This window comes from Roseomonas sp. USHLN139 (genome assembly GCF_037145735.1).
In the GTDB taxonomy this organism is placed as follows: domain Bacteria; phylum Pseudomonadota; class Alphaproteobacteria; order Acetobacterales; family Acetobacteraceae; genus Pseudoroseomonas.
This window is the reverse complement of sequence record NZ_JBBCWY010000003.1, coordinates 167110-186331: the sequence shown is the minus strand read 5'-3', so window position 1 is coordinate 186331 and position 19222 is coordinate 167110. Positions and strand designations below refer to the sequence as shown.

At 72.6% G+C, this 19222-nt stretch carries 16 protein-coding genes; 8 read left to right on the top strand and 8 right to left on the bottom strand.

Features of this window, described 5'->3' with window-relative positions; genetic code table 11:
- Window positions 1–221 precede the first annotated feature (221 nt).
- Window positions 222–1109 (top strand): RNA polymerase sigma factor RpoH, encoded by an 888-nt coding sequence (gene rpoH / locus WFI16_RS11350; RefSeq protein ID WP_419897952.1) that lies wholly within the window; start codon window positions 222–224, stop codon window positions 1107–1109.
- Window positions 1110–1187: 78 nt separating this feature from the next.
- Here rpoH and WFI16_RS11345 read toward each other — a convergent pair whose 3' ends face one another.
- From WFI16_RS11345 to WFI16_RS11330, 4 genes are all read right to left on the bottom strand, one after another.
- Window positions 1188–1547 carry a DUF3140 domain-containing protein gene (locus tag WFI16_RS11345; protein ID WP_419897951.1) on the bottom strand — a complete coding sequence of 120 codons (360 nt, stop codon included), beginning with the start codon at window positions 1545–1547 and terminating at the stop codon, window positions 1188–1190.
- Window positions 1544–2044, bottom strand: coding sequence for a hypothetical protein (locus tag WFI16_RS11340; protein WP_419897950.1), 501 nt, complete (start codon window positions 2042–2044; stop codon window positions 1544–1546). Before WFI16_RS11340 ends, WFI16_RS11345 begins: the two co-directional genes overlap by 4 nt.
- Window positions 2045–2306: 262 nt before the next feature.
- Window positions 2307–3596, bottom strand: a complete 1290-nt coding sequence (locus WFI16_RS11335; protein WP_419897949.1) for an adenylosuccinate synthase — start codon at window positions 3594–3596, stop codon at window positions 2307–2309.
- Window positions 3597–3598: 2 nt separating this feature from the next.
- Window positions 3599–4744, bottom strand: a complete 1146-nt coding sequence (locus WFI16_RS11330; RefSeq protein WP_419897948.1) for an ATP phosphoribosyltransferase regulatory subunit — start codon at window positions 4742–4744, stop codon at window positions 3599–3601.
- A gap of 203 nt (window positions 4745–4947) precedes the next feature.
- Here WFI16_RS11330 and WFI16_RS11325 point away from each other — a divergent pair, with 203 nt between their 5' ends.
- The 7 genes from WFI16_RS11325 to WFI16_RS11295 all read left to right on the top strand — a co-directional run bounded on the left by WFI16_RS11325 (window position 4948) and on the right by WFI16_RS11295 (window position 15419).
- Complete coding sequence (locus tag WFI16_RS11325) at window positions 4948–5604, top strand: hypothetical protein (protein ID WP_419897947.1); 657 nt, start codon at window positions 4948–4950, stop codon at window positions 5602–5604.
- Between the two features lie 79 nt (window positions 5605–5683).
- Window positions 5684–6211: a hypothetical protein gene (locus WFI16_RS11320; protein WP_419897946.1), complete on the top strand. Its 528-nt coding sequence runs from the start codon at window positions 5684–5686 to the stop codon at window positions 6209–6211.
- A gap of 128 nt (window positions 6212–6339) precedes the next feature.
- Window positions 6340–9786, top strand: coding sequence for a transglutaminase family protein (locus WFI16_RS11315; protein WP_419897945.1), 3447 nt, complete (start codon window positions 6340–6342; stop codon window positions 9784–9786).
- A 13-nt stretch (window positions 9787–9799) separates the two neighbouring features.
- A complete protein-coding gene (locus WFI16_RS11310) occupies window positions 9800–12337 on the top strand; it encodes a circularly permuted type 2 ATP-grasp protein (protein WP_419897944.1) in 2538 nt (845 codons plus the stop codon).
- Window positions 12334–13194: a transglutaminase family protein gene (locus WFI16_RS11305; protein WP_419897943.1), complete on the top strand. Its 861-nt coding sequence runs from the start codon at window positions 12334–12336 to the stop codon at window positions 13192–13194. Before WFI16_RS11310 ends, WFI16_RS11305 begins: the two co-directional genes overlap by 4 nt.
- A 166-nt stretch (window positions 13195–13360) precedes the next feature.
- Window positions 13361–14554 (top strand): OpgC family protein, encoded by a 1194-nt coding sequence (locus WFI16_RS11300; RefSeq protein WP_419897942.1) that lies wholly within the window; start codon window positions 13361–13363, stop codon window positions 14552–14554.
- A 7-nt stretch (window positions 14555–14561) separates the two neighbouring features.
- Window positions 14562–15419: an SGNH/GDSL hydrolase family protein gene (locus tag WFI16_RS11295; RefSeq protein WP_419897941.1), complete on the top strand. Its 858-nt coding sequence runs from the start codon at window positions 14562–14564 to the stop codon at window positions 15417–15419.
- Window positions 15420–15460: 41 nt separating this feature from the next.
- On the opposite strand, the gene queG is transcribed toward WFI16_RS11295, so the two are convergent.
- The 4 genes from queG to queA are packed head-to-tail and all read right to left on the bottom strand — an operon-like array spanning window position 15461 to window position 19206.
- A complete protein-coding gene (gene queG / locus WFI16_RS11290) occupies window positions 15461–16489 on the bottom strand; it encodes a tRNA epoxyqueuosine(34) reductase QueG (RefSeq protein WP_419898199.1) in 1029 nt (342 codons plus the stop codon).
- Window positions 16490–16532: 43 nt separating this feature from the next.
- Window positions 16533–16997, bottom strand: a complete 465-nt coding sequence (gene queF, locus WFI16_RS11285) for a preQ(1) synthase (protein WP_419897940.1) — start codon at window positions 16995–16997, stop codon at window positions 16533–16535.
- Window positions 16994–18118, bottom strand: coding sequence for a tRNA guanosine(34) transglycosylase Tgt (gene tgt / locus WFI16_RS11280; RefSeq protein WP_419897939.1), 1125 nt, complete (start codon window positions 18116–18118; stop codon window positions 16994–16996). The genes queF and tgt overlap by 4 nt, the downstream gene beginning before the upstream one ends.
- The gene (gene queA, locus WFI16_RS11275) at window positions 18115–19206 is read right to left on the bottom strand and encodes a tRNA preQ1(34) S-adenosylmethionine ribosyltransferase-isomerase QueA (protein ID WP_442970667.1); all 1092 of its coding nucleotides are present in this window, start codon (window positions 19204–19206) and stop codon (window positions 18115–18117) included. The genes tgt and queA overlap by 4 nt, the downstream gene beginning before the upstream one ends.
- Window positions 19207–19222 lie beyond the last annotated feature (16 nt).

Below are 19222 nucleotides of genomic sequence, written 5' to 3'. Positions count from 1 at the left end.
TATTACAGTCGGGATTTTCTTGCGCAACCTTCGAACAAGGGGTAGCGTTTCCCTGTCGCCAACGCCGGGTGCCGACACCATGGCGCGGTCGCCGAGCCTGCCCCTGTCCGTGACTCAGGGGTAGGGCGGCGCGTCAGGGCCCGAACGGAAGCGACCCAGGACCCATGCTGGGGATCGCCGTCACAGGGGCTCCCGGCCGGTGCAGGAGGCAGTTACCCGTTATGGCTTCCACTACTTCGATGATTCCGATGGCCCCCGAGGGCAACCTCTCCCGCTATCTGCAGGAGATCCGCAAGTTTCCCATGCTGTCGCCGGAGGAGGAATTCCGCCTGGCGAAAGACTGGAAGGATCAGGGCAACCAGCAGGCCGCGCATAAGCTCGTCACCTCGCATCTGCGTCTCGTGGCCAAGATCGCCATGGGCTACCGCGGCTACGGCCTGCCGGTGGGCGAGCTGATCAGCGAAGGCAATGTCGGCATGATGCAGGCGGTCCGCCGCTTCGATCCCGACCGCGGCTTCCGCCTGGCCACCTATGCCATGTGGTGGATCCGTGCGGCGATCCAAGAGTACATCCTGCATTCCTGGTCGCTCGTGAAGATGGGCACCACCGCCGCGCAGAAGAAGCTGTTCTTCAACCTGCGCCGGCTGAAGGGGCAGATGGCCGCGCTCGAGGAAGGCGATCTGCAGCCTGAGCAGGTCGAGAAGATCGCCCGCGTGCTGCAGGTGCCCGAGCAGGACGTGGTCTCGATGAACCGCCGCCTGGCCTCGCCCGACAACTCGCTGAACGCGCCGGTGCGCGCCGACAGCGAGGGCGAGTGGCAGGACTGGCTGGTCGACGAGTCCGAGAGCCAGGAGACCGAGATCGCGGACCGGCAGGACATGTCGAACCGCCGCGAGCTGCTCGGCGCCGCGCTGAAGACGCTGAACGAGCGGGAACGCCACATCCTGATCGAGCGGCGCCTGAAGGACGAGCCGACGACGCTGGAGGAGCTCTCGCAGCAGTACAACATCTCGCGCGAGCGCGTTCGCCAGATCGAGGTGCGCGCCTTCGAGAAGCTGCAGAAGAGCATGAAGACCCAGATCATGGAGCGTCGCCTGGCGGTCGACTGACCGTCCGGCCCTCCGGGATCCCAGACGAACCAACGGCGCGGCTCCACACGGGGCCGCGCCGTTTTTCGTGGCGCGGGCTCAGCGCAGCGGGTCGTGCCCCCAGTTCATCAGCGAATGCCGCCAGCGGCTATCCTTCACCTCGCCGGAGGGCCGCTGCGCCAGGTGGCGGTGCACATAGCCGATGACCTTGCGCATGTCGGCCTTGTCCTGCTCGGTCAGCGCCGCCTTGGCGGTGGCGCGGATCTCCAGGATGCGCTCGCCCATGTGGTGGCCGACCGCCTCCCCCTCCCCGGCCCTGGTGACCTTCTCGCCGCCCCTGGTCATGCCGACCGAGCGGCTGGCCTCGCTATCCAGCCACTTGCGCAGCCGGGCGGGGGGCATGTTCACCACCCGGCGGAACTCGGCATAGCTGTCGTCGCCATCCTTCTGCGCCGTCATGCCGCCCGCCCCAGCGCCGCCTCGAGCTGCACCTTGGTCATGCGCGACCGCCCGGGGATGTCGCGCTTGCGCGCCTCCGCCATCAGCGATTCCTTGGTGACGCCCTTGCGCGCCGCCGCGGCCTTGCGCGCCGCGCCCACCGGCTGCCGGCTGAACTGCTGGCCCTTGGCGGTGTCGGCGCGCTTCTTCGCCGTGCTGCGGTCATACTCGGCGTCGGACAGCGTCTCCCGCGCCCGCCGCGGCAGGTAGCGCTCGCCGGTCTCGCCGCTCTTGCGGCCCGACTTGGTGCCCCAGCCCTCGGCCTCCCACTGCCGCAGATGGTTGTCGCCATCCCGCTTGCCGCGATAGCCGCCGCCGGCCTTCTTGTATTCCTGCACCGCCAGCTGCGCCTTGCGCGCCGACCATTGCCCGGCCTTGCCACCCTTCTCGCCCTGGGTGACGCGGGCTTTCACCTTGTCCCAGAGCGCGGGATCACTCTTCTGCGCCGCCGCCGCCATCTGCCGACTCTCCCTGTTGGACACAGGGAGAACAACGAAGCCGGAAGAGCGGTTTCGGGAAGGGAAGACAGGGGCAGGCCAGGTGGTGACGGGACGTGAAACGGCCCAGCGGCAGCGCGACCGTCAGGACATGAAAAAGGGCGCCCCGCCGGGACGCCCTGGTATCGATGCCGGAGAAGGACTGCCCCTCCAACAGCCGACAGATCAGAAAAAAGATGGGGGTCCGGGGGAATTCATTCCCCCGGCCTTCCCGATCTTCCAATCAGCCCGCGAAGGGATCGCTGACCAGGATGGTGTCGTCCCGCTCCGGCGAGGTCGACAGCAGGGTGACCGGCGCCTCGACCAGCTCCTCGATGCGCTTGACGTACTTGATGGCGGTGGCCGGCAGCTGCGCCCAGGAGCGCGCGCCGCGGGTCGACTGCGTCCAGCCTTCCAGCGTCTCGTAGATCGGCTTCGCCTTGGCCTGGGCTGCGGCGGCGGCGGGCAGGCGCTTGAACACCTCGCCGTCGATCTCGTAGCCGGTGCAGATCTTCAGCTCGGTCAGGCCGTCGAGCACGTCGAGCTTGGTCAGCACCAGGCCCTGCACGCCGCCGACCTTGACCGCCTGGCGCACCAGGCAGGCGTCGAACCAGCCGCAGCGGCGCGGCCGGCCGGTGACGGTGCCGAATTCGTGGCCGACCTCGCCCAGGCGCTTGCCGATGTCGTCCTTCAGCTCGGTCGGGAAGGGCCCCGAGCCGACGCGGGTGGTGTAGGCCTTGGCGATGCCCAGCACCATGCCGATGCCATGCGGCCCGACGCCAGCGCCGGCGGCGGCATTGCCGGCCACCGTGTTCGACGAGGTGACGAAGGGATAGGTGCCGTGGTCGACGTCCAGCATCACCGCCTGGGCGCCCTCGAACAGCACGCGCTTGCCCTCATGGCGGGCCTGGTCCAGCCGCTCCCACACCGCCTCGGCGAAGGGCAGCAGCTGCGGGGCCAGGGTCAGCAGCTTGTCCAGCAGGTCCTGCTTCTCGAAGGTGGGCGCGCCCAGGCCCTTCAGCAGGGTGTTGTGGTGCAGCAGCAGCTCGTCGAGCTTGGCCGACAGCGTCTCCGGCTCGGCCAGGTCGCAGAGGCGGATGGCGCGGCGGGCGACCTTGTCCTCATAGGCCGGGCCGATGCCGCGGCCGGTGGTGCCGATCTTGGCCTCGCCGCGGGCCTCCTCGCGCGCCTTGTCGATCGCCGGGTGCAGCGGCAGGATCAGCGGCGTGTTCTCGGCGATGCGCAGGTTGTGCGGGCCGACATCGAGGCCCTGGGCGCGCACCTTGGCGATCTCGGAGAGCAGCGCATCCGGGTCCAGCACGACGCCGTTGCCGATGATGCCCAGCTTGCCGCGCACCACGCCCGAGGGCAGCAGCGACAGCTTGTAGGTCTGGTTGCCCACGACGAGGGTATGGCCGGCATTGTGGCCGCCCTGGAAGCGGACGACGATATCCGCCCGGCTGGCCAGCCAGTCGACGACCTTGCCCTTGCCTTCGTCGCCCCACTGGGCGCCGATCACGGCGACATTGGCCATGGCTACGCGATCTCCTCGATGGGCGCGGCATCCTGGCCGCGCAGGATGTGGCCGCAGCGCAGGCGCTGCGGCGTGTCGGCGGCCGAAAGCGCCGCCACCGTGATGAAACCTTGCGCCCTGAGGCGCGCCGCCGCCACCGGATCGGTGCCGAGCGGGATGAAGACGCGCGGCGCGGCGGCAGCGGCCGGCGCCGCCCGGCGCAGCGCGTCGGGATAGAGGGTCATGCCGGTCGCCGCCTCTCCGCCGCTGCGGTAGCGGCCGCCGCGGGCCAGCTCGCCGGCATTGCCGGGGCCATAGAGGGTGAAGGCGACGCCCACGTGATACTGCAGGCCGCGGAACTCGACCGGGTCCAGGGTGATGCGCAGATCCGGCGCGCGGGTGCGGATGGCGGCGATCACCGCCGCCGCGTTGTCGGCGATGGCACGGGCGGCGGGCGGCAGCTCGGCGGCCTCCAGCGCGGCCAGCGCGCCATCGGCGGGGCCGGCGGCGGTCAGCAGCGCGGTCAGCCGGTTGGCCGGCGGCCCGGCGATGGCGGCGAGCTCCCGCACCGCGGCGGCGTCCTTGCGGTCCAGCGCGCGGGCCAGGCGCAGCCGCTGCTCGCCCTGCACGCCGGCGGCGTCCAGCAGCGCCGGCGCCATGGTCGGCAGGGTGATGTCCAGGCTGCCGCCATGGATGCCGATGGCGGCCAGCGCCTCGACGCCGAGCAGGGCGACCTCGGCATCGGCCTCGGGGCTGTCGGGGCCGATCAGCTCGATGCCGGCCTGCGGGATCTGCCGCTCGGGCGCCAGCTGGGTGCCGCGGATGCGCAGCACCTGCCCGGCATAGGACAGGCGCAGCGGCCGGGCGACATCGGCCAGCCGGGTGGCGGCGATGCGGGCCACCTGCGGCGTGGTGTCGGCGCGCAGCCCGAGCATCCGGTGGCTGTCCGGGTCCATCAGCCGGAAGGTCTGGTCGGCGACCGCATGGCCGGAGCCGGCGAGGAGAGAATCCTCGAATTCCAGCAGCGGCGGCTTGACCCGCTCATAGCCATGGCCGGCGAAGACCGCGAGCATCGCCTCGACCAGCGCCGCCTCATGCGCCGCCTCGGGCGGCAGCAGGTCGGTCAGGCCGGAAGGCAGCAGCGCGGGGTTGGGCAGGTCTTCGGTCATGCGTCCAGGGCCAGGGTGCCGGGCTGGGGCCCGGCTTGGGGCGCCGCGGCGGTGCGACGGCAAACGCGGCGGTGTGTGGCAGCGCCGGCGGCCGGGGGCAAGGGCGGATCGCGCAGGCGGGGCATGCCGCGCCCTCGGTCCTGCGCGAAGGCTTGACCGGCGCGGCGCTTGCCGCCCGGCCGCGGCCGGGCCAGCAGAGCGGGATGACGCGCGACACCGGCCCGACGCTGCAGGCCCTGCTGGCCGCTCCCGGCACGCCCGACCGGTTCCGCCGGCTGGCCGACCGGCTGGTGCTGCTGGCCGGGGGCCACGAGACGGCGCCGCGCCGGGCGGAGGTCGGGCTGGCGCTGGCCCTGCCCTATTGGGGGCTGCGCGTCCTGGCCATGCGGGCACTGGCCGGCTGGGGCGGGGCGCGGTGGAAGGCCTGGCTGGTGGACCGCGCCGACCGCCCCCTGCCCGGCCATGCCGCGCTGAAACGGACGCGGCGCGGCGACCCGCTGCGCTGGGCGGCGCTGGAGACCGGCACGGCGCGGCGGCTGCTGGCGCCGCTGGTCGACCGCACGGATGCCGGCTGGCTGATGGACCGCTATCTGTCCGACTGGCGGGCCGGGGCCGAGCTGCTGCCGCTGCTGATCCGGCTGCTGCCGCATCTCGATCCCGCCCGCCTGTCGGTGGCCATGGCGCGGCCGGCGGAGCGGGAATCGCTGCTCTGGCTGGTCTTCCACCTGCGGCAGCTGCCGGAGCGCGGCACCTGGCTGCGCCGGCTGGCCGCCTTCCCGGACGAGGATCTGGCGAAGATGGCGCGGCGCGCACTGGCCGTGCCCTCGGCCGTCCCGATGCCGCCGCCGCCGGGCGGGTGAGACCAACTCTTCGTGTCGAATTGTCCAGGCGCCTCGGGCCGCCTCCCGCGCCGCGCCGCGCGGGTCTAGGCTGGGCGCCATGCATCGCCGCACGCTCCTCGCCCTCCTCCCCCTCCTGCCGCTCGCCGCCTGCGGCGAGGGCAAGACCACCAGCCCGGTCGGCTTCGGCGACAGCATCCGCCGCCCCGGCCTGGCGGCGCCCTGGACCTTCGGCGACTTCTCGCGCTTCGACGGGCAGCCGGCCGCGGCGGCGCGGGCGGTGGCGGCGCTGGAGCATCTGGCCGCCAGCTTCGCCAACGATCCCTTCTGGACGCCGGAATTCTCGGTCACCACCGCCTTCCAGCTGCGCAAGGGCCGCGACGAGGCCCGCGCCGCGCTGGGCATCGACCCCGAGGCCCTGGCCGATGTCACCATCCCGGCGCTCGACGCCGTCGCCGCGGCGCTGGAGATGGGCGATCGCGCCGCCGCCGAGCAGTGGCTGGGCGCCGCCCCCTTCCGGCTGGGCGCGGCGGAGACGCTCCGCCGCCTGTCCTCCCTGCCCCGCCTGCCGGAGGCCGAGCGCGCGGCGCAGATGACCGCCGCCGAGCTTGCCCAAACGCCGCGCTGATCCGGCCGGCGGCGCCCGGTTGCGCGGCAGGGCGCGTCCGGCCGGCGCAGAAACATCCCCGGAAAAGGATAGCCATGCCTTAGGGCCTGGGTAATGCTGCGGCGCAGGAACGAGAGCCGGAATCCTGCATGTCGATCCATGTCGCCCTGACCCACCGCACCCGCTACGCCTATGACCGGCCGGTGAGTCTCGGGCCACAGACCATCCGGCTGCGGCCGGCGCCGCATGCGCGGACCCCGGTGCTGTCCTACAGCCTGAACATCTCCCCGAAGCCGCATTTCCTGAACTGGCAGCAGGACCCGCAGGGCAATTTCCTGGCCCGGATCGTCTTCCCCGAGCCGGTGCGGCATTTCGAGGTGACGGTCGACCTGGTGGCCGACATGGCCACCATCAATCCCTTCGACTTCTTCCTGGAACCCGAGGCGGAGATCTGGCCCTTCGCCTATGACCCGGCGCTGGAGCAGGAGCTCGCCCCCTTCCGCCGCGCCGCGCCGGTCGGGGCGGAGCTCGCGGAATTCCTGAAGAAAATCCCGACAGGGGAGCAGGGCACGGTCACCATGCTGACCGGCATCAACCAGATGCTGGCCGAGCGCATCGCCTATATCGTCCGCCTGGAGCCCGGCGTCTGGGACCCCGAGCAGACGCTGGGCGAAGGCCGCGGCTCCTGCCGCGACAGCGCCTGGGTGCTGGTGCAGGCGCTGCGCCACCTGGGCTATGCGGCGCGCTTCGTCTCCGGCTACCTGATCCAGCTGACCGCCGACCAGAAGCCGCTGACCGGCCCCGAGGGCCCGGCCACCGACTTCACCGACCTGCATGCCTGGGCCGAGGTCTATCTGCCCGGCGCCGGCTGGGTCGGGCTCGACGCCACCTCCGGCCTGCTGACCGGCGAGGGGCATATCCCGCTGGCCGCGACGCCGGAGCCGCAATCGGCCGCGCCGATCTCCGGGCTGATGAGCAAGGCCGAGGTCGAATTCGACTTCGCGATGGGCGTGACCCGCATCCGCGAGACGCCGCGGGTGACCAAGCCCTATTCCGAGGCGCAGTGGCAGGCGATCCTGGCGGCCGGCGACATGGTGGACGGGCAGCTGGCCGCCGGCGGCGTGCGGCTGACCATGGGCGGCGAGCCGACCTTCGTCTCGGCCACCGACCAGGAAGGGGCGGAGTGGAACACCGCCGCCCTCGGCCCCACCAAGCGCAGGCTGGCGGCGCGGCTGCTGCAGCGGCTGCTGCCGCTCTGGACCCAGGGCGCGATCGTGCAATACGCGGTGGGCAAGCACTATCCGGGCGAGCCGCTGCCGCGCTGGGCGCTGAACGCCTTCTGGCGCGCCGATGGCGAGGCGGTCTGGGATGATCCTTCCCTCCTCGCCCATGACGACGATGTCGACGACGCGACGGCGGCCGATGCCGAGGCCTTCGCGCAGGCGCTGGCCTTCCGCCTGGGCATCGACCCCGAGCGCGTGCTGCCCGCGCATGAGGACATCCACTACTACCTGTGGAAGGAGAAGCGGCTGCCGGCCAATGTGCTGGCGGAAGACTCGAAGCTGCGCGACCCGCTGGAGCGGGCGCGCCTGGCGCGTCTCTTCGGCGAGGGGCTGGCGGCGAGCGTCGGCGCCGTGCTGCCGCTGAAGCGCGGCGCGCAGGGCTGGGAGACCGCCCGCTGGTTCTTCCGCGACGCGCCGCTCTTCCTGATCCCGGGCGATTCGCCGATCGGGCTGCGGCTGCCGCTGGACAGCCTGCCCTGGGCCGATCCCGCGCGCATCGAGCTGCCGGTCGAGGCCGATCCTTTCGCCCCGCGCGCGCTGCTGCCGCCCGCCCACCGCCTGCCGCAGCGCGCCTGGCCGCAGCCGGCGCTGGTCGCCCAGCCGGCCGTCGGCGGCTTCGCGCCCCAGGAACAGCGGCTCGAGCAGCCCTGGCCGGACACCGGCATCGGCCCGGCCGCCCGCGCAAGCCATGGCGGCGGAATCGGCATCCCGCCGCTGCCGCCACGCCCGACGGGGGGCAAGTCTGGCGGCGCTTCCGGCGGCCTGCCCGGCGCCCCCTTCCCCGGCACCCCTGAGGAGGCCGAGAAGCTGGTCCGCACCGCGCTGACCGTCGAGGCTAGGGGCGGCAAGCTGCATGTCTTCTTCCCGCCGCTCGCCCTGCTGGAGCATTGGCTGGAGCTCTGCGCCGCGGTCGAGCGGACGGCGGCCAGCCAGGGCCGCAAGGTGGTGCTGGAAGGCTATGGCCCGCCCGCCGACCCGCGGCTGCTGAGCTTCTCGGTGACCCCGGATCCCGGCGTCATCGAGGTGAACATCCACCCCGCCCATTCCTGGCCCGACTATGTCGCCCGCACCGAGCAGCTCTATGCGGTCGCGCGGGAGGAAGGGCTGGCGGCGGAGAAGTTCATGCTGGATGGCCGCCATGTCGGCACCGGCGGCGGCAACCACGTGGTGATGGGCGCCGAGACGCCGGAGGACAGCCCCTTCCTGCGCCGGCCCGACCTGCTGAAGTCGCTGCTGGGCTTCTGGCACAACCACCCGAGCCTTTCCTTCCTGTTCTCCGGCCTGTTCATCGGCCCGACCAGCCAGCATCCGCGCATCGACGAGGCGCGGCAGGATTCGCTGCACGACCTGGAGATCGCCTTCCAGCAGGTCCGCCCCTTCGAAAGCGTGGCGCCCTGGATCACCGACCGGCTGTTCCGCAACATCCTCTGCGACATGACCGGCAACACCCACCGGACCGAGTTCTGCATCGACAAGATGTACTCGCCGGACAGTGCCTCGGGCCGCCGCGGCCTGGTCGAGTTCCGCGCCTTCGAGATGCCGCCCAGCCCGCAGATGTCGGCGGCGCAGACGCTGCTGATGCGCGCCGCCATCGCCGCCTTCTGGCAGACGCCCTATGAGCGCCGGCTGGTGCGCTGGGGCACCCGGCTGCACGACGACTTCATGCTGCCGCACTATGCCGAGCAGGATTTCTGGGACGCCATCGAAGAGCTGAAGGCCCTTGGCGCGCCTTTGGAAAAAGAATGGTTCGCGCCGCATTTCGCCTTCCGCTACCCGCTGCTGGGCGAGACCAGCCTGCAGGGCGTCGGCCTCGAGCTGCGGCACGCGCTGGAGCCCTGGCACGTGCTGGGCGAGGAGAGCACCGGCTCGGGCACCGCGCGCTATGTCGACAGCTCGACCGAGCGGCTGCAGATCCGCGCCACCGGCCTGGCGCCGGAGCGGCTGACCCTGGCGGTGAACGGCCATGCCATCCCGATGGCGCCCACCGGCCGCGCCGGCGAATTCATCGGCGGCGTGCGCTTCAAGGCCTGGGCGCCCGCTTCCGCGCTGCATCCGACCATCCCGGCGCAGGGCCCGCTGGTCTTCGAGCTCTGGGACCAGTGGACCGGCCGGGCGCTGGGCGGCTTCAGCCACCATGTGGTGCATCCGGGCGGCCGCAACTACGAGCGCTTCCCGGTGAACGCCAACGAGGCCGAGGCGCGCCGCCGCGCCCGCTTCATGCCGCTGGGCCACCGCCCCGGCGCCAGCGCCGCGCCGCGTCCGGTGGAGGCGCCCGAGTTGCGCCGGACGCTCGACCTGCGCCGTCTGGCATGATACCGCCGGGCGGGTGAACGCCGCTCCGCCCGATGAGATGGTCGATGGCCGTGGCCATGTGCGACCGCACTGGCGCGGCATCCTGGCCGCCTTCTCCGACCTGCCGCCCTCGCTGACCGCGGAGGCGGCGCCGCGCGGCAGCGCCGTCGCCGAGGCCGCGCGCCGCCTCGACCGCGCCTTCGAGGATGAGGGGGTCGGCGCCCTGCTGCCCGGCGCCGGCCGCGCGGCGCGCGCCTGGCGCTGCGATCCCGTGCCCCTGGTGCTGCCGGCCGGCGAGTTCGCGCAGCTGGCCGCCGGCCTGGCGCAGCGGGCGCGGCTGCTGGAGGCGGTGCTGCTTGACGTCTATGGCGAGCAGCGGCTGCTGGCCGAGGGGCTGCTGCCGCCGGCCCTGGTCTTCGCCAACCCGGCCTTTCTGCGCCCCTGCCGCAGCGCCGCGCATCCGCCGCGGGCGCCGCTGCTGCACACCTATGCCGCCGACCTGATCCGCGCCCCCGACGGCCGCTGGCACGTGCTGGCCGACCGCACCAGCCGCGCCGCCGGCATCGGCCATGCGCAGGAGAACCGGCGCATGCTGGGCCGCGTCCTGCCCAACCTGTTCCGTGGCCAGCAGGTGACGCCGCTGCGGCCCTTCTTCGACTTCTGGCAGGACAGCCTGCAGCGCCTGGCGCCGCCGAAGGCGCAGCAGGGCTCCGACAACGCCGCCGTCGCGCTGCTGACCCCCGGCGTGCACCACCCGCTCTGGTTCGAGCATGTGCTGCTGGCCAGCGAGCTGTCCTGCGCCCTGGTCGAGCCGGGCGACCTGACGGTGCGCGGCGGCGCACTGTTCCTGAAGACGCTGAAGGGGCTGCAGCCGGTCGACGTGCTGCTGCGCCGGGTCGATGGCCGCAACCTCGACCCGCTGGAATTCGGCGGGTCGCAGGGCGGCGTGCCCGGCCTGCTGGACGCCATGCGCAACGGCGCCGTGCGCATCGTCAATGCCCCGGGCTGCGGCATGGTCGAGGCGCCGGCGCTCGGCCCCTTCCTGCCCGCCCTGGCCGGGCGGCTGCTCGGCGCGCCGCTGGCCCTGCCCGCCGTCGAATCGCACTGGCTGGCGCAGCCCGAGGCGCTCGCCCTGCTGCGCCAGGCGCCGGCCGACTGGACCATCCGCCCCGCCTTCGACGGCGCCATGGCGGGGCAGGCGCTCGGCCAGCTCTCCGACGCGGCGCTGGCCGGGCAGCTGGCCCGCATTGCCGAGCGGCCGCAGGACTATGTCGCCCTGCGCGACATCCCGCCCTCGGTCGCGCCCAGCGCGGTGGGCGAGGGCCTGGCGCCGCGCCCGGTGGTGCTGCGCCTGTTCCTGGTGCAGGAGGGCGGGCAGTGGCGCGCCCTGCCGGGGGGGCTGGCGCGCTCGCCCGAGCCCGGCGAGGGGCTGGCCGGCCGCCTGCCGCGCCAGGGCACCGCCAAGGATGTCTGGGTGCTGAGCGAGGATGGCACGCAGATCACCGGGCCGGCCGCCCTGCCGCTGCCGCCGCTGCCGATCCGCCGCGCCGCCGGCGAGCTGCCCTCCCGCGTCGCCGACAACCTGTTCTGGCTCGGCCGCTACGTGGAGCGGCTGGAGGGCGCCGCCCGGCTGATGCGCGCCGTGCTGGCCCGCCTCGACCGCGGCCCGCTGCTGCCGCGCGAGCTGGCGGAGCTGGCGGCGCTGGCCGCGGCGCTGCGCCATGCCGGCCTGGCCGAGGCCGAGGACCTGCCCAATGCGGCGGCCCATTCGGCGCTGCAGGCGGCGCTGTGGCGGGCGCTGCGCGAGGGCGGCAGCGTGGCCTGGCTGATGGCCGAGATCGGCCGGCTGGTCGAGGGCGTGCGCGACCGGCTGACCGGCGACATGCACACCCTGTTCTCGCTGCCGCTGCGCGCCATCCAGCTGCAGGCCGCCGCCCCGCATCGCGGCATGGCGGGGCTGGAGGCGGTGCTCGGCGGCATCCTGCGCTACAGCGCCGGCGTCGCCGGCGCCGCGGCCGAGAACATGGTGCGCGCCGGCGGCTATGCCTTCCTCGACCTCGGCCGCCGGGTGGAGCGTGGCCAGACCATCGCGGCGCAGCTGGGCTTCGCGCTCGCCCAGCCGGCCAGCCGGATCGAGGGCGGGCTGCGGCTGGCGCTCGAGCTCTGCGATTCGGTCATCACCTATCGCAGCCGCTACCTCGGCGTGCTGCAGCCGGCCCCGGCGCTCGACCTGGTGCTGGCCGATCCGGGCAATCCACGCGGCCTGGGCTACCAGCTGGCCGCCCTGCGCCGCCGCCTGACCGACCTCGAGGGGGGCACCGAGGAAGGCCTGCTGCCGGCGGTCGAGGCGCTGATGGCGACCGTGGAGGGCATTCCCCGCGCCCTGCTGGCGGCGGCCGACCAGGCCCAGGCGGCCGCCCAGCTGGCGCCGCGCATCGCCGCGCTGGAGGGCGAGATGGCCGCCATCTCGGACGCCATCGCCCGCCGCTTCTTCGCCCTGCTGCCGCCGGCGCAGAGCCTGGGCCTCGAGCCCGCCGCCGAGCCCGCCGTGCTGTTCTGGGGTGCCGCATGAGGTGGCGCATCCGCCATGCCACCGCCTATCGCTATGCCGAGCCGGTGGATATCGCGACCCACATGCTGCACCTCTCGCCGCGCGCCCTGCCGCAGCAGCAGGTGCTGTGGGACAGCGTCGCCTGCGCGCCGGAGCCGGCCCGCGTCGCCACCGACATCGACCATTTCGGCAACCGGGTGACCTGGCTGTTCCTCGACCGGCCGCATGCCCGCTTCGAGGTGGTGGCCGAGGCGGAGGTGGAGGTCGCCTTCCCGCCGCCGCCGCCCGTCGAGGCCTCCGCCCCCTGGGAAGCGGTCGCCCGCGCCGCCGCCCGCGACCCGGAGGCCGCCGAGTTCACCCTGCCCTCGCCGCTGCTGCCCGAGCATGCCGGGGCGCGCGACTATGTGCTGCCCTCCTTCTGGCCGGGGCGGCCGCTGCTGGCGGGGCTGCTCGACCTCAACGCCCGCATCCGCCGCGAATTCACCTTCCGCGCCGGCGTGACCTCGATCGGCACCACGGTCGGCCAGCTGCTGGCGCAGCGCGCCGGCGTCTGCCAGGACTTCTCCCAGCTGATGATCTGCGGGCTGCGCGGCCTCGGCCTGCCGGCGCGCTATGTCTCCGGCTATATCCGCACCCTGCCGCCGCCGGGGGCGGTGGCCCGCCTCGGCGCCGACCAGTCGCATGCCTGGGTCGGCGCCTGGCTGGGGCCGGGGCTGGGCTGGATCGACCTGGACCCGACCAACGACCTGGTGGTGCGGGAGGAGCACGTCGTGCTCGGCTGGGGCCGCGACTTCAACGACATCTCGCCGCTGCGCGGCATCATCCTGGGCGGCGGCCAGCACGCCCTCGAGGTCTCGGTGGACCTCTCCCCGGCCTGAGCTGGGCGAACCGGCCGGCGCGCCACGCGGCAGCGTGAAGGCAACCTCTGCTGCAACGCCGGGTTGTTGCTGCGGTGCCGCGGAATCGCGCGCGCGCCCCCGGCGAGCTGGGCCCCTCGCGGCCGACCAGGCTCCGGCCGGACCGGAACGTCCAGGAGTCTGCGCTATGGCGGCTGCCAGCGCCACGCCCATCCCGCCTGTCGCCTCCCCGCTTGCCGCCACGGCCGGCAGCCTGGCCGCCCCCGGGCGCGACACCGCGCTCGACGTCTGGCGCGGCTTCGCGCTGGTGACGATCTTCGTCAATCACGTCTCCGGCAATGTGCTGGAGCAGTTCACCCACAAGAATTTCGGCTTCTCCGACGCCGCCGACCTGTTCGTCTTCTTCGCCGGCTATGCCGCGGCCTCGGCCTATTTCGGCAAGTACCTGGCGCAGGAGAAGCTCAGCACCAGTTGCAAGGTGCTGAGCCGCTCGGTGAAGCTCTACACCACGCATCTGGCGCTGGTGGTGCTCGGCGGCGCGGTCTTCGCCACCATGGCGATCAGCAAGGGCGATCTCGGCCTGTTCTCGGTGATGGCGCTGGAGCCGCTGATGCTCGACCCGGCCGGCGCGCTGGTCGATGCGGTGACGCTGCGCTACCAGCCCGGCTTCCTCAACATCCTGCCGCTCTACTGCGTGCTGATCGGCACCCTGCCGCTGCTGATGGCGCTGGCGGCGCGCAGCATGGGCGCGGCGATCGCCGTCTCGGCCGCGCTCTGGCTGGCGGCCGGGCTGACGGGGACGAATTTCCACACCTATCCGATCCCCGGCGGCTGGTTCTTCAACCCGCTGGCCTGGCAGTTCCTCTTCGTGCTGGGCTTCGCCATGGGGGCGCGGCGCAACCGGCTGGGCGCCGCCACCACCTACCACCGGCTGTGGTGGTGGGCGGCGCTGGCCTATCTGCTGCTCGGCCTGCTCGTGGCCCGGGGCACCGGCCTGCCGGCGCCGGGCTGGCTGGCGCCGCTGCCGGATTTCCTGACGGTGCCGGAGAAGCAGTTCCTCTCCGCCCCGCGCCTGCTGCACGTGCTGGCGCTGTGCTATGTCGTGGTGCATTCGCCGCTGCAGGCCTGGGCCCGCGCGCTGCCGCGGCTGCATCCGCTGGCGATGATGGGGCGCCATTCGCTGCCGGTCTTCTGCACCGGGCTGGTGGTCAGCATCACCGGCGTCGCCTTCAAGCAGACCGGCTTCGACGGCGCGCTGTTCGACATCGCCTATGTCACCGCCGGCGTCGGCACCCAGGTGCTGGTCGCCGCCATGCTCTGCGTCACCGAGAAGCGGCGCGGCAGCAAGCCGCCCGCCGCCCCGCTGCCGGCGGCGGTGTGACGCCGGGATGCGCCACCGATCGCCGAGCCTGCTGATCCGCGTCGCGCGCCTCCTGCTGCTGGCGGCGCTGGCTCTGGCCCCCGCCGCCGCCCTGGCCGAGCTGCCGACGGAAGTCCCGCCCCCGCGCCAGGCGCCGGCCGCCCCCCCGGCGACCGCCGCCGCGCCACCGCCGCCGGTGACCACCGACAACGTCCCCGCCGCCTGCACCGTCCCCGACGAGCTGCGCGCGCTGCGCTTCGCCCTGCCCCGCATGGCGACGCTGATCCGCGAGCGGCAGCCGGTCCGCATCCTGGCGATCGGCTCCTCCTCCACCGCCGGGATCGGCGCCTCGGTGCCTTCGCATGCCTATCCGCCGCGGCTGGCGGCCGCCCTGAAGCGCCTGCTGCCCGGCGCAGACGTCACCGTGCGCAATGACGGCATCGGCGGCGAGGTCGCCTCGACCACCCTGGCCCGGATGAAGCGGGCGGTGCTGGACTGGGCGCCCGACGTGGTGCTGTGGCAGCTCGGCACCAATGACGCGCTGCAGGGCATCACCGCCCAGGCCTTCACCGGCATCCTGCGCGAAGGCATCGACTTCGTGCTCGAGCAGGGCCGCGATCTGGTGCTGATCAACCCGCAATACTTCCCGAGCACGCCGAAGGAGGAACTCTACATGACCTTCGTGCAGAGCATCGAGCGCGTGGCGGTGGAGAAGCGCGTGCCGATGATGCGGCGCTACGCCATCATGCGCTACTGGCAGGCCCTGCCGCAGCCGGTGCTCATGCTGTCGGAAGACGGGTTCCACATGAACGACCTGGGCTACCAGTGCATGGCGGAAGTGCTGGCGGGCGGGATCGCGCGGCGGGTGACGCAGGAAGGCCAGTAAGCGCGGGGGAAGGTATTCCCCCGCCCCCCCTTCTTTTTTTGTCAGACAGCAGTGAGACGGGAGACGGCCCAGCGGGCCGCATCGGCGACCACCTCGGCCGCGTCCTCCACCAGCGCCGAGGCCACCGGCAGCAGCGACCCATCGCCCGAATTGCCGATGGCGTTCAGCACGTTGCGCACGAAGCGGTCGCGCCCGATCCGCTTGATCGGCGAGCCGCTGAACATGGCCCGGAAGGCCGCGTCGTCCAGCACCGCCAGCTCGGCCAGACGCGGTGCGGTCAGGTCGTCCCGCGCGACCAGGCCCGGCTCGGCGGTCGCGGAGGCGAACTTGTTCCACGGGCACACCGCCAAGCAATCGTCGCAGCCATAGATGCGGTTGCCCATCGCCACCCGGAATTCTTCCGGGATCGGGCCCTTGTGCTCGATGGTCAGGTAGGAAATGCAGCGCCGCGCATCGAGCTTGTACGGCCCGGTGAAGGCCTGCGTCGGACAGGCCGCGAGGCAGCGGCTGCAGCGTCCGCAATGGTCGGTCTCGGCGCCGCTCGGCGTCAGGTCGAGCGTCGTGAAGACCTCGCCCAAGAACAGCCAGGAGCCGAAGTCGCGGGAGACCAGGTTGCTGTGCTTACCCTGCCAGCCAAGGCCGGCGGCCTGCCCCAGCGGCTTCTCCGCCACCGGCGCGGTATCGACAAACACCTTCACGTCGCTGCCGCGCCAGCTCTCCGCCATCCAGCGCGCCAGCGCCTTGAGCTTCTTCTTGACAATATCGTGGTAGTCGCGATTCCGCGCATAGACGCTGATCGCCGCCCGGTCGCGCTGTTCCAGGACAGAAAGCGGGTCGACATCCGGCCCGTAATTCATCCCCAGCGCGACGACGGAGACCGCCTCGGGCCAGAGCGACTGCGGATGGGCGCGTTGCTCCACCCTATCCGCCAGCCAGCCCATCTCGCCCTGCATCCCGGCTGACAGGAAGGCGTCGAGCCGGGCGCGCACCTCCGGCCCCAGATGCGCCGGCGCGAAGCCCACCGCATCGAAGCCCAGCGCCAGCGCCTGGTCGCGGATCGCCGCCGTCATGCCCTCGGGCGTCAGCGGCGGCCGCGTCAGGCGCGGCGGGGTCTCACCCCCGGCCACGATAGGGCGGCACGTCCTGGGCGGGGATCCACACCCCCTCCGGCGCCGTGCCCGTCTGCCAGAAGACGTCGATCGGAATGCCGCCGCGCGGATACCAGTAGCCGCCGATCCGCAGCCAGGCCGGGTCCAGCAGTTCGACCAGCTTCAGCCCGATGCCGACCGTGCAGGCCTCGTGGAAGGCGCCGTGGTTGCGGAACGACGTCAGGAACAGCTTCAGGCTCTTGCTCTCGACCAGCCAGTCACCCGGCACGTAGTCGATCACCAGATGCGCGAAATCCGGCTGCCCGGTCAGCGGGCACAGGGACGTAAATTCGGGCGCGACGAAGCGGACGCAGTAGCGCGTGCCGGGATGCGGATTGGGCACGCGCTCCAGCACCGCCTCTTCCGGGCTGGCCGGGGCGGCGACCTGGCGGCCCAGCATGGTCAGGCCGGAGACATCATGGGTGGTCATGCGGGGATCTCCTCCGTCTTGGCCCAGCCGGCCTGGATCGCCTCGGCCTCGGCGGCGAAGCGGTTCTCCAGGATGGCCTGGCGCAGCCGCGCCATCAGCGCCTGGTAGTAGCGGATATTGTGCCAGGTCAGCAGGATCGGCCCCAGCATCTCGCCCGCCTTGAACAGGTGGTGCAGATAGCCGATCGAATGCTTCGTGCAGGCCGGGCAGTCGCAGTCGGGGTCCAGCGGCGCCAGGCTCTCGGCATGGCGGGCGTTGCGGATGTTGATCACGCCACGGCTGGTATAGGCCCGCCCGGTCCGCCCCGAGCGCGTCGGGATGACGCAGTCGAACATGTCGACGCCGCGCGACACCGCGCCGATCAGGTCGGACGGCGTGCCGACGCCCATCAGGTAGCGCGGCTTCTCCTCCGGCAGCATCGGCACGGCGAAGTCGAGCACGTGGAACATCTCCTCCTGGCCTTCGCCGACGGCCAGGCCCCCCAGCGCATAGCCCTCGAAGCCGATCTCGCGCAGCGCGCGGGCGCTCTCGGCGCGGAGATCCTCGAAGACGCTGCCCTGCTGGATGCCGAAGAGGCCGTAGCCCGGGCGCTCGACGAAGGCGGCGCGCGAGCGGGCGGCCCAGTCCATCGACAGCCGCATGCTCTTGGCCGCGACCTCATGCGTCGCCGGGAAGGGCGTGCATTCGTCGAAGCACATGGTGATGTCGGCATCCAGCAGGTGCTGGATCTCGATCGAGCGCTCCGGCGTGACGCGGAAGCGCTCGCCATTGATATGGCTCTGGAAGGTGACGCCGTCCTTGTCCAGCTTGCGCAGCTGCGACAGCGACATGACCTGGAAGCCGCCGGAATCGGTCAGGATCGGCCCGTGCCAATCCATCATCCTGTGCAGCCCGCCGAGCCGGCCGACCCGCTCCGCCCCCGGCCGCAGCATCAGGTGATAGGTATTGCCCAGCACGATCTGCGCGCCGGTCGAGCGCACCGCATCGGCGGTCATCCCCTTCACCGTGCCGGCGGTGCCGACCGGCATGAAGACCGGGGTGGCGACCTCGCCATGCGCGGTGTGCAGCGTGCCGGCGCGGGCTTTGCCGTCCTGGCACTGGCAGCTCCAGGAGAGGGTCATGGCGCGGAAATCTCCCGGAACAGCAGCGAGGCATCGCCATAGGAATAGAAGCGGTAGCCCTCGGCCACCGCATGGGCATAGGCGTCGCGCATCCGCGCCTGCCCGGCAAAGGCCGAGACCAGCATGAACAGGCTGGATTTGGGCAGGTGGAAATTGGTCAGCAGCAGGTCGGCCGAATGGAAGACATGCCCCGGCAGCAGAAATATCTCTGTTAATCCGCGGAAGGGGTGGACCACGCCCTGGTCGTCGACGGCGCTTTCCAGCAGCCGCAGCGCGGTGGTGCCGATGGCGACGATGCGCCCGCCCTTGGCCCGCGTCGCGTTGATGGCCGCCGCCGCCTCGGCAGAGATCTCGCCCCATTCGGCATGCAGCTTGTGCTCGCGCGGGTTGTCGCCGCGGATCGGCAGAAAAGTGCCGGCGCCGACATGCAGGGTCAGCGCCACCTGCCCCACCCCGCGGGCCCGCAGCGCCTCCAGCAGCGCCGGGGTGAAATGCAGGCTGGCGGTGGGTGCGGCCACCGCGCCGGGCTGGCGGGCGAAGATCGGCTGGTAGTCCTCCCGGTCCTCCGGCCGCGGCCCGCCGGGACGGGCGATATAGGGCGGCAGCGGGATCTCCCCGGCGCGCTCCAGCACGGCGGCCAGCAGCGCCTGGTCGGGGCCGAAATCGAGCAGCACGGCGCCGCCCTCCTGCCGCTCGACCACCCGGGGGCGCAGCTCCGGCGCGCCCTCGATGTCCAGCAGGTCGCCCGGGCGCAGCTTCTTGGCGTTGCGCACCAGCGCGTGCCAGAGGCCGCCGCTCTCGGCCCGGTTCAGCATGATCTCGACCTGCGCCAGGCCGCGCCGGGCGCGCAGCCGCGCCGGGATGACGCGGGTGTCGTTCACCACCATCAGGTCGCCCGGCCGCAGCCAGTCGGGCAGCGCGGCGACCCCGGCATCCACCGGGCCGTCCTCGCCCACCACCAGCATCCTGGCAGAGTCGCGCGGCCGCGCCGGACCTTGGGCGATCAGCGCCTCGGGCAGCTCGAAGTCGAAATCGCTCGCGCGCAGCTCGGGCAGCGGGGGTGTCGGGGCGGGGGGCGCTTGGGTCATGGCTTTGCCGCCGGGC

What these genes read in the sequence shown, in the direction of transcription:
- rpoH (WP_419897952.1), top strand. Translation starts at nt 222, where the DNA reads ATGGCTTCCACTACTTCGATGATTCCGATGGCCCCCGAGGGCAACCTC.
- WFI16_RS11345 (WP_419897951.1), bottom strand. Translation starts at nt 1,547, where the DNA reads ATGACGGCGCAGAAGGATGGCGACGACAGCTATGCCGAGTTCCGCCGG.
- WFI16_RS11340 (WP_419897950.1), bottom strand. Translation starts at nt 2,044, where the DNA reads ATGGCGGCGGCGGCGCAGAAGAGTGATCCCGCGCTCTGGGACAAGGTG.
- WFI16_RS11335 (WP_419897949.1), bottom strand. Translation starts at nt 3,596, where the DNA reads ATGGCCAATGTCGCCGTGATCGGCGCCCAGTGGGGCGACGAAGGCAAG.
- WFI16_RS11330 (WP_419897948.1), bottom strand. Translation starts at nt 4,744, where the DNA reads ATGACCGAAGACCTGCCCAACCCCGCGCTGCTGCCTTCCGGCCTGACC.
- WFI16_RS11325 (WP_419897947.1), top strand. Translation starts at nt 4,948, where the DNA reads ATGACGCGCGACACCGGCCCGACGCTGCAGGCCCTGCTGGCCGCTCCC.
- WFI16_RS11320 (WP_419897946.1), top strand. Translation starts at nt 5,684, where the DNA reads ATGCATCGCCGCACGCTCCTCGCCCTCCTCCCCCTCCTGCCGCTCGCC.
- WFI16_RS11315 (WP_419897945.1), top strand. Translation starts at nt 6,340, where the DNA reads ATGTCGATCCATGTCGCCCTGACCCACCGCACCCGCTACGCCTATGAC.
- WFI16_RS11305 (WP_419897943.1), top strand. Translation starts at nt 12,334, where the DNA reads ATGAGGTGGCGCATCCGCCATGCCACCGCCTATCGCTATGCCGAGCCG.
- WFI16_RS11300 (WP_419897942.1), top strand. Translation starts at nt 13,361, where the DNA reads ATGGCGGCTGCCAGCGCCACGCCCATCCCGCCTGTCGCCTCCCCGCTT.
- WFI16_RS11295 (WP_419897941.1), top strand. Translation starts at nt 14,562, where the DNA reads ATGCGCCACCGATCGCCGAGCCTGCTGATCCGCGTCGCGCGCCTCCTG.
- queG (WP_419898199.1), bottom strand. Translation starts at nt 16,489, where the DNA reads ATGACGGCGGCGATCCGCGACCAGGCGCTGGCGCTGGGCTTCGATGCG.
- queF (WP_419897940.1), bottom strand. Translation starts at nt 16,997, where the DNA reads ATGACCACCCATGATGTCTCCGGCCTGACCATGCTGGGCCGCCAGGTC.
- tgt (WP_419897939.1), bottom strand. Translation starts at nt 18,118, where the DNA reads ATGACCCTCTCCTGGAGCTGCCAGTGCCAGGACGGCAAAGCCCGCGCC.
- queA (WP_442970667.1), bottom strand. Translation starts at nt 19,206, where the DNA reads ATGACCCAAGCGCCCCCCGCCCCGACACCCCCGCTGCCCGAGCTGCGC.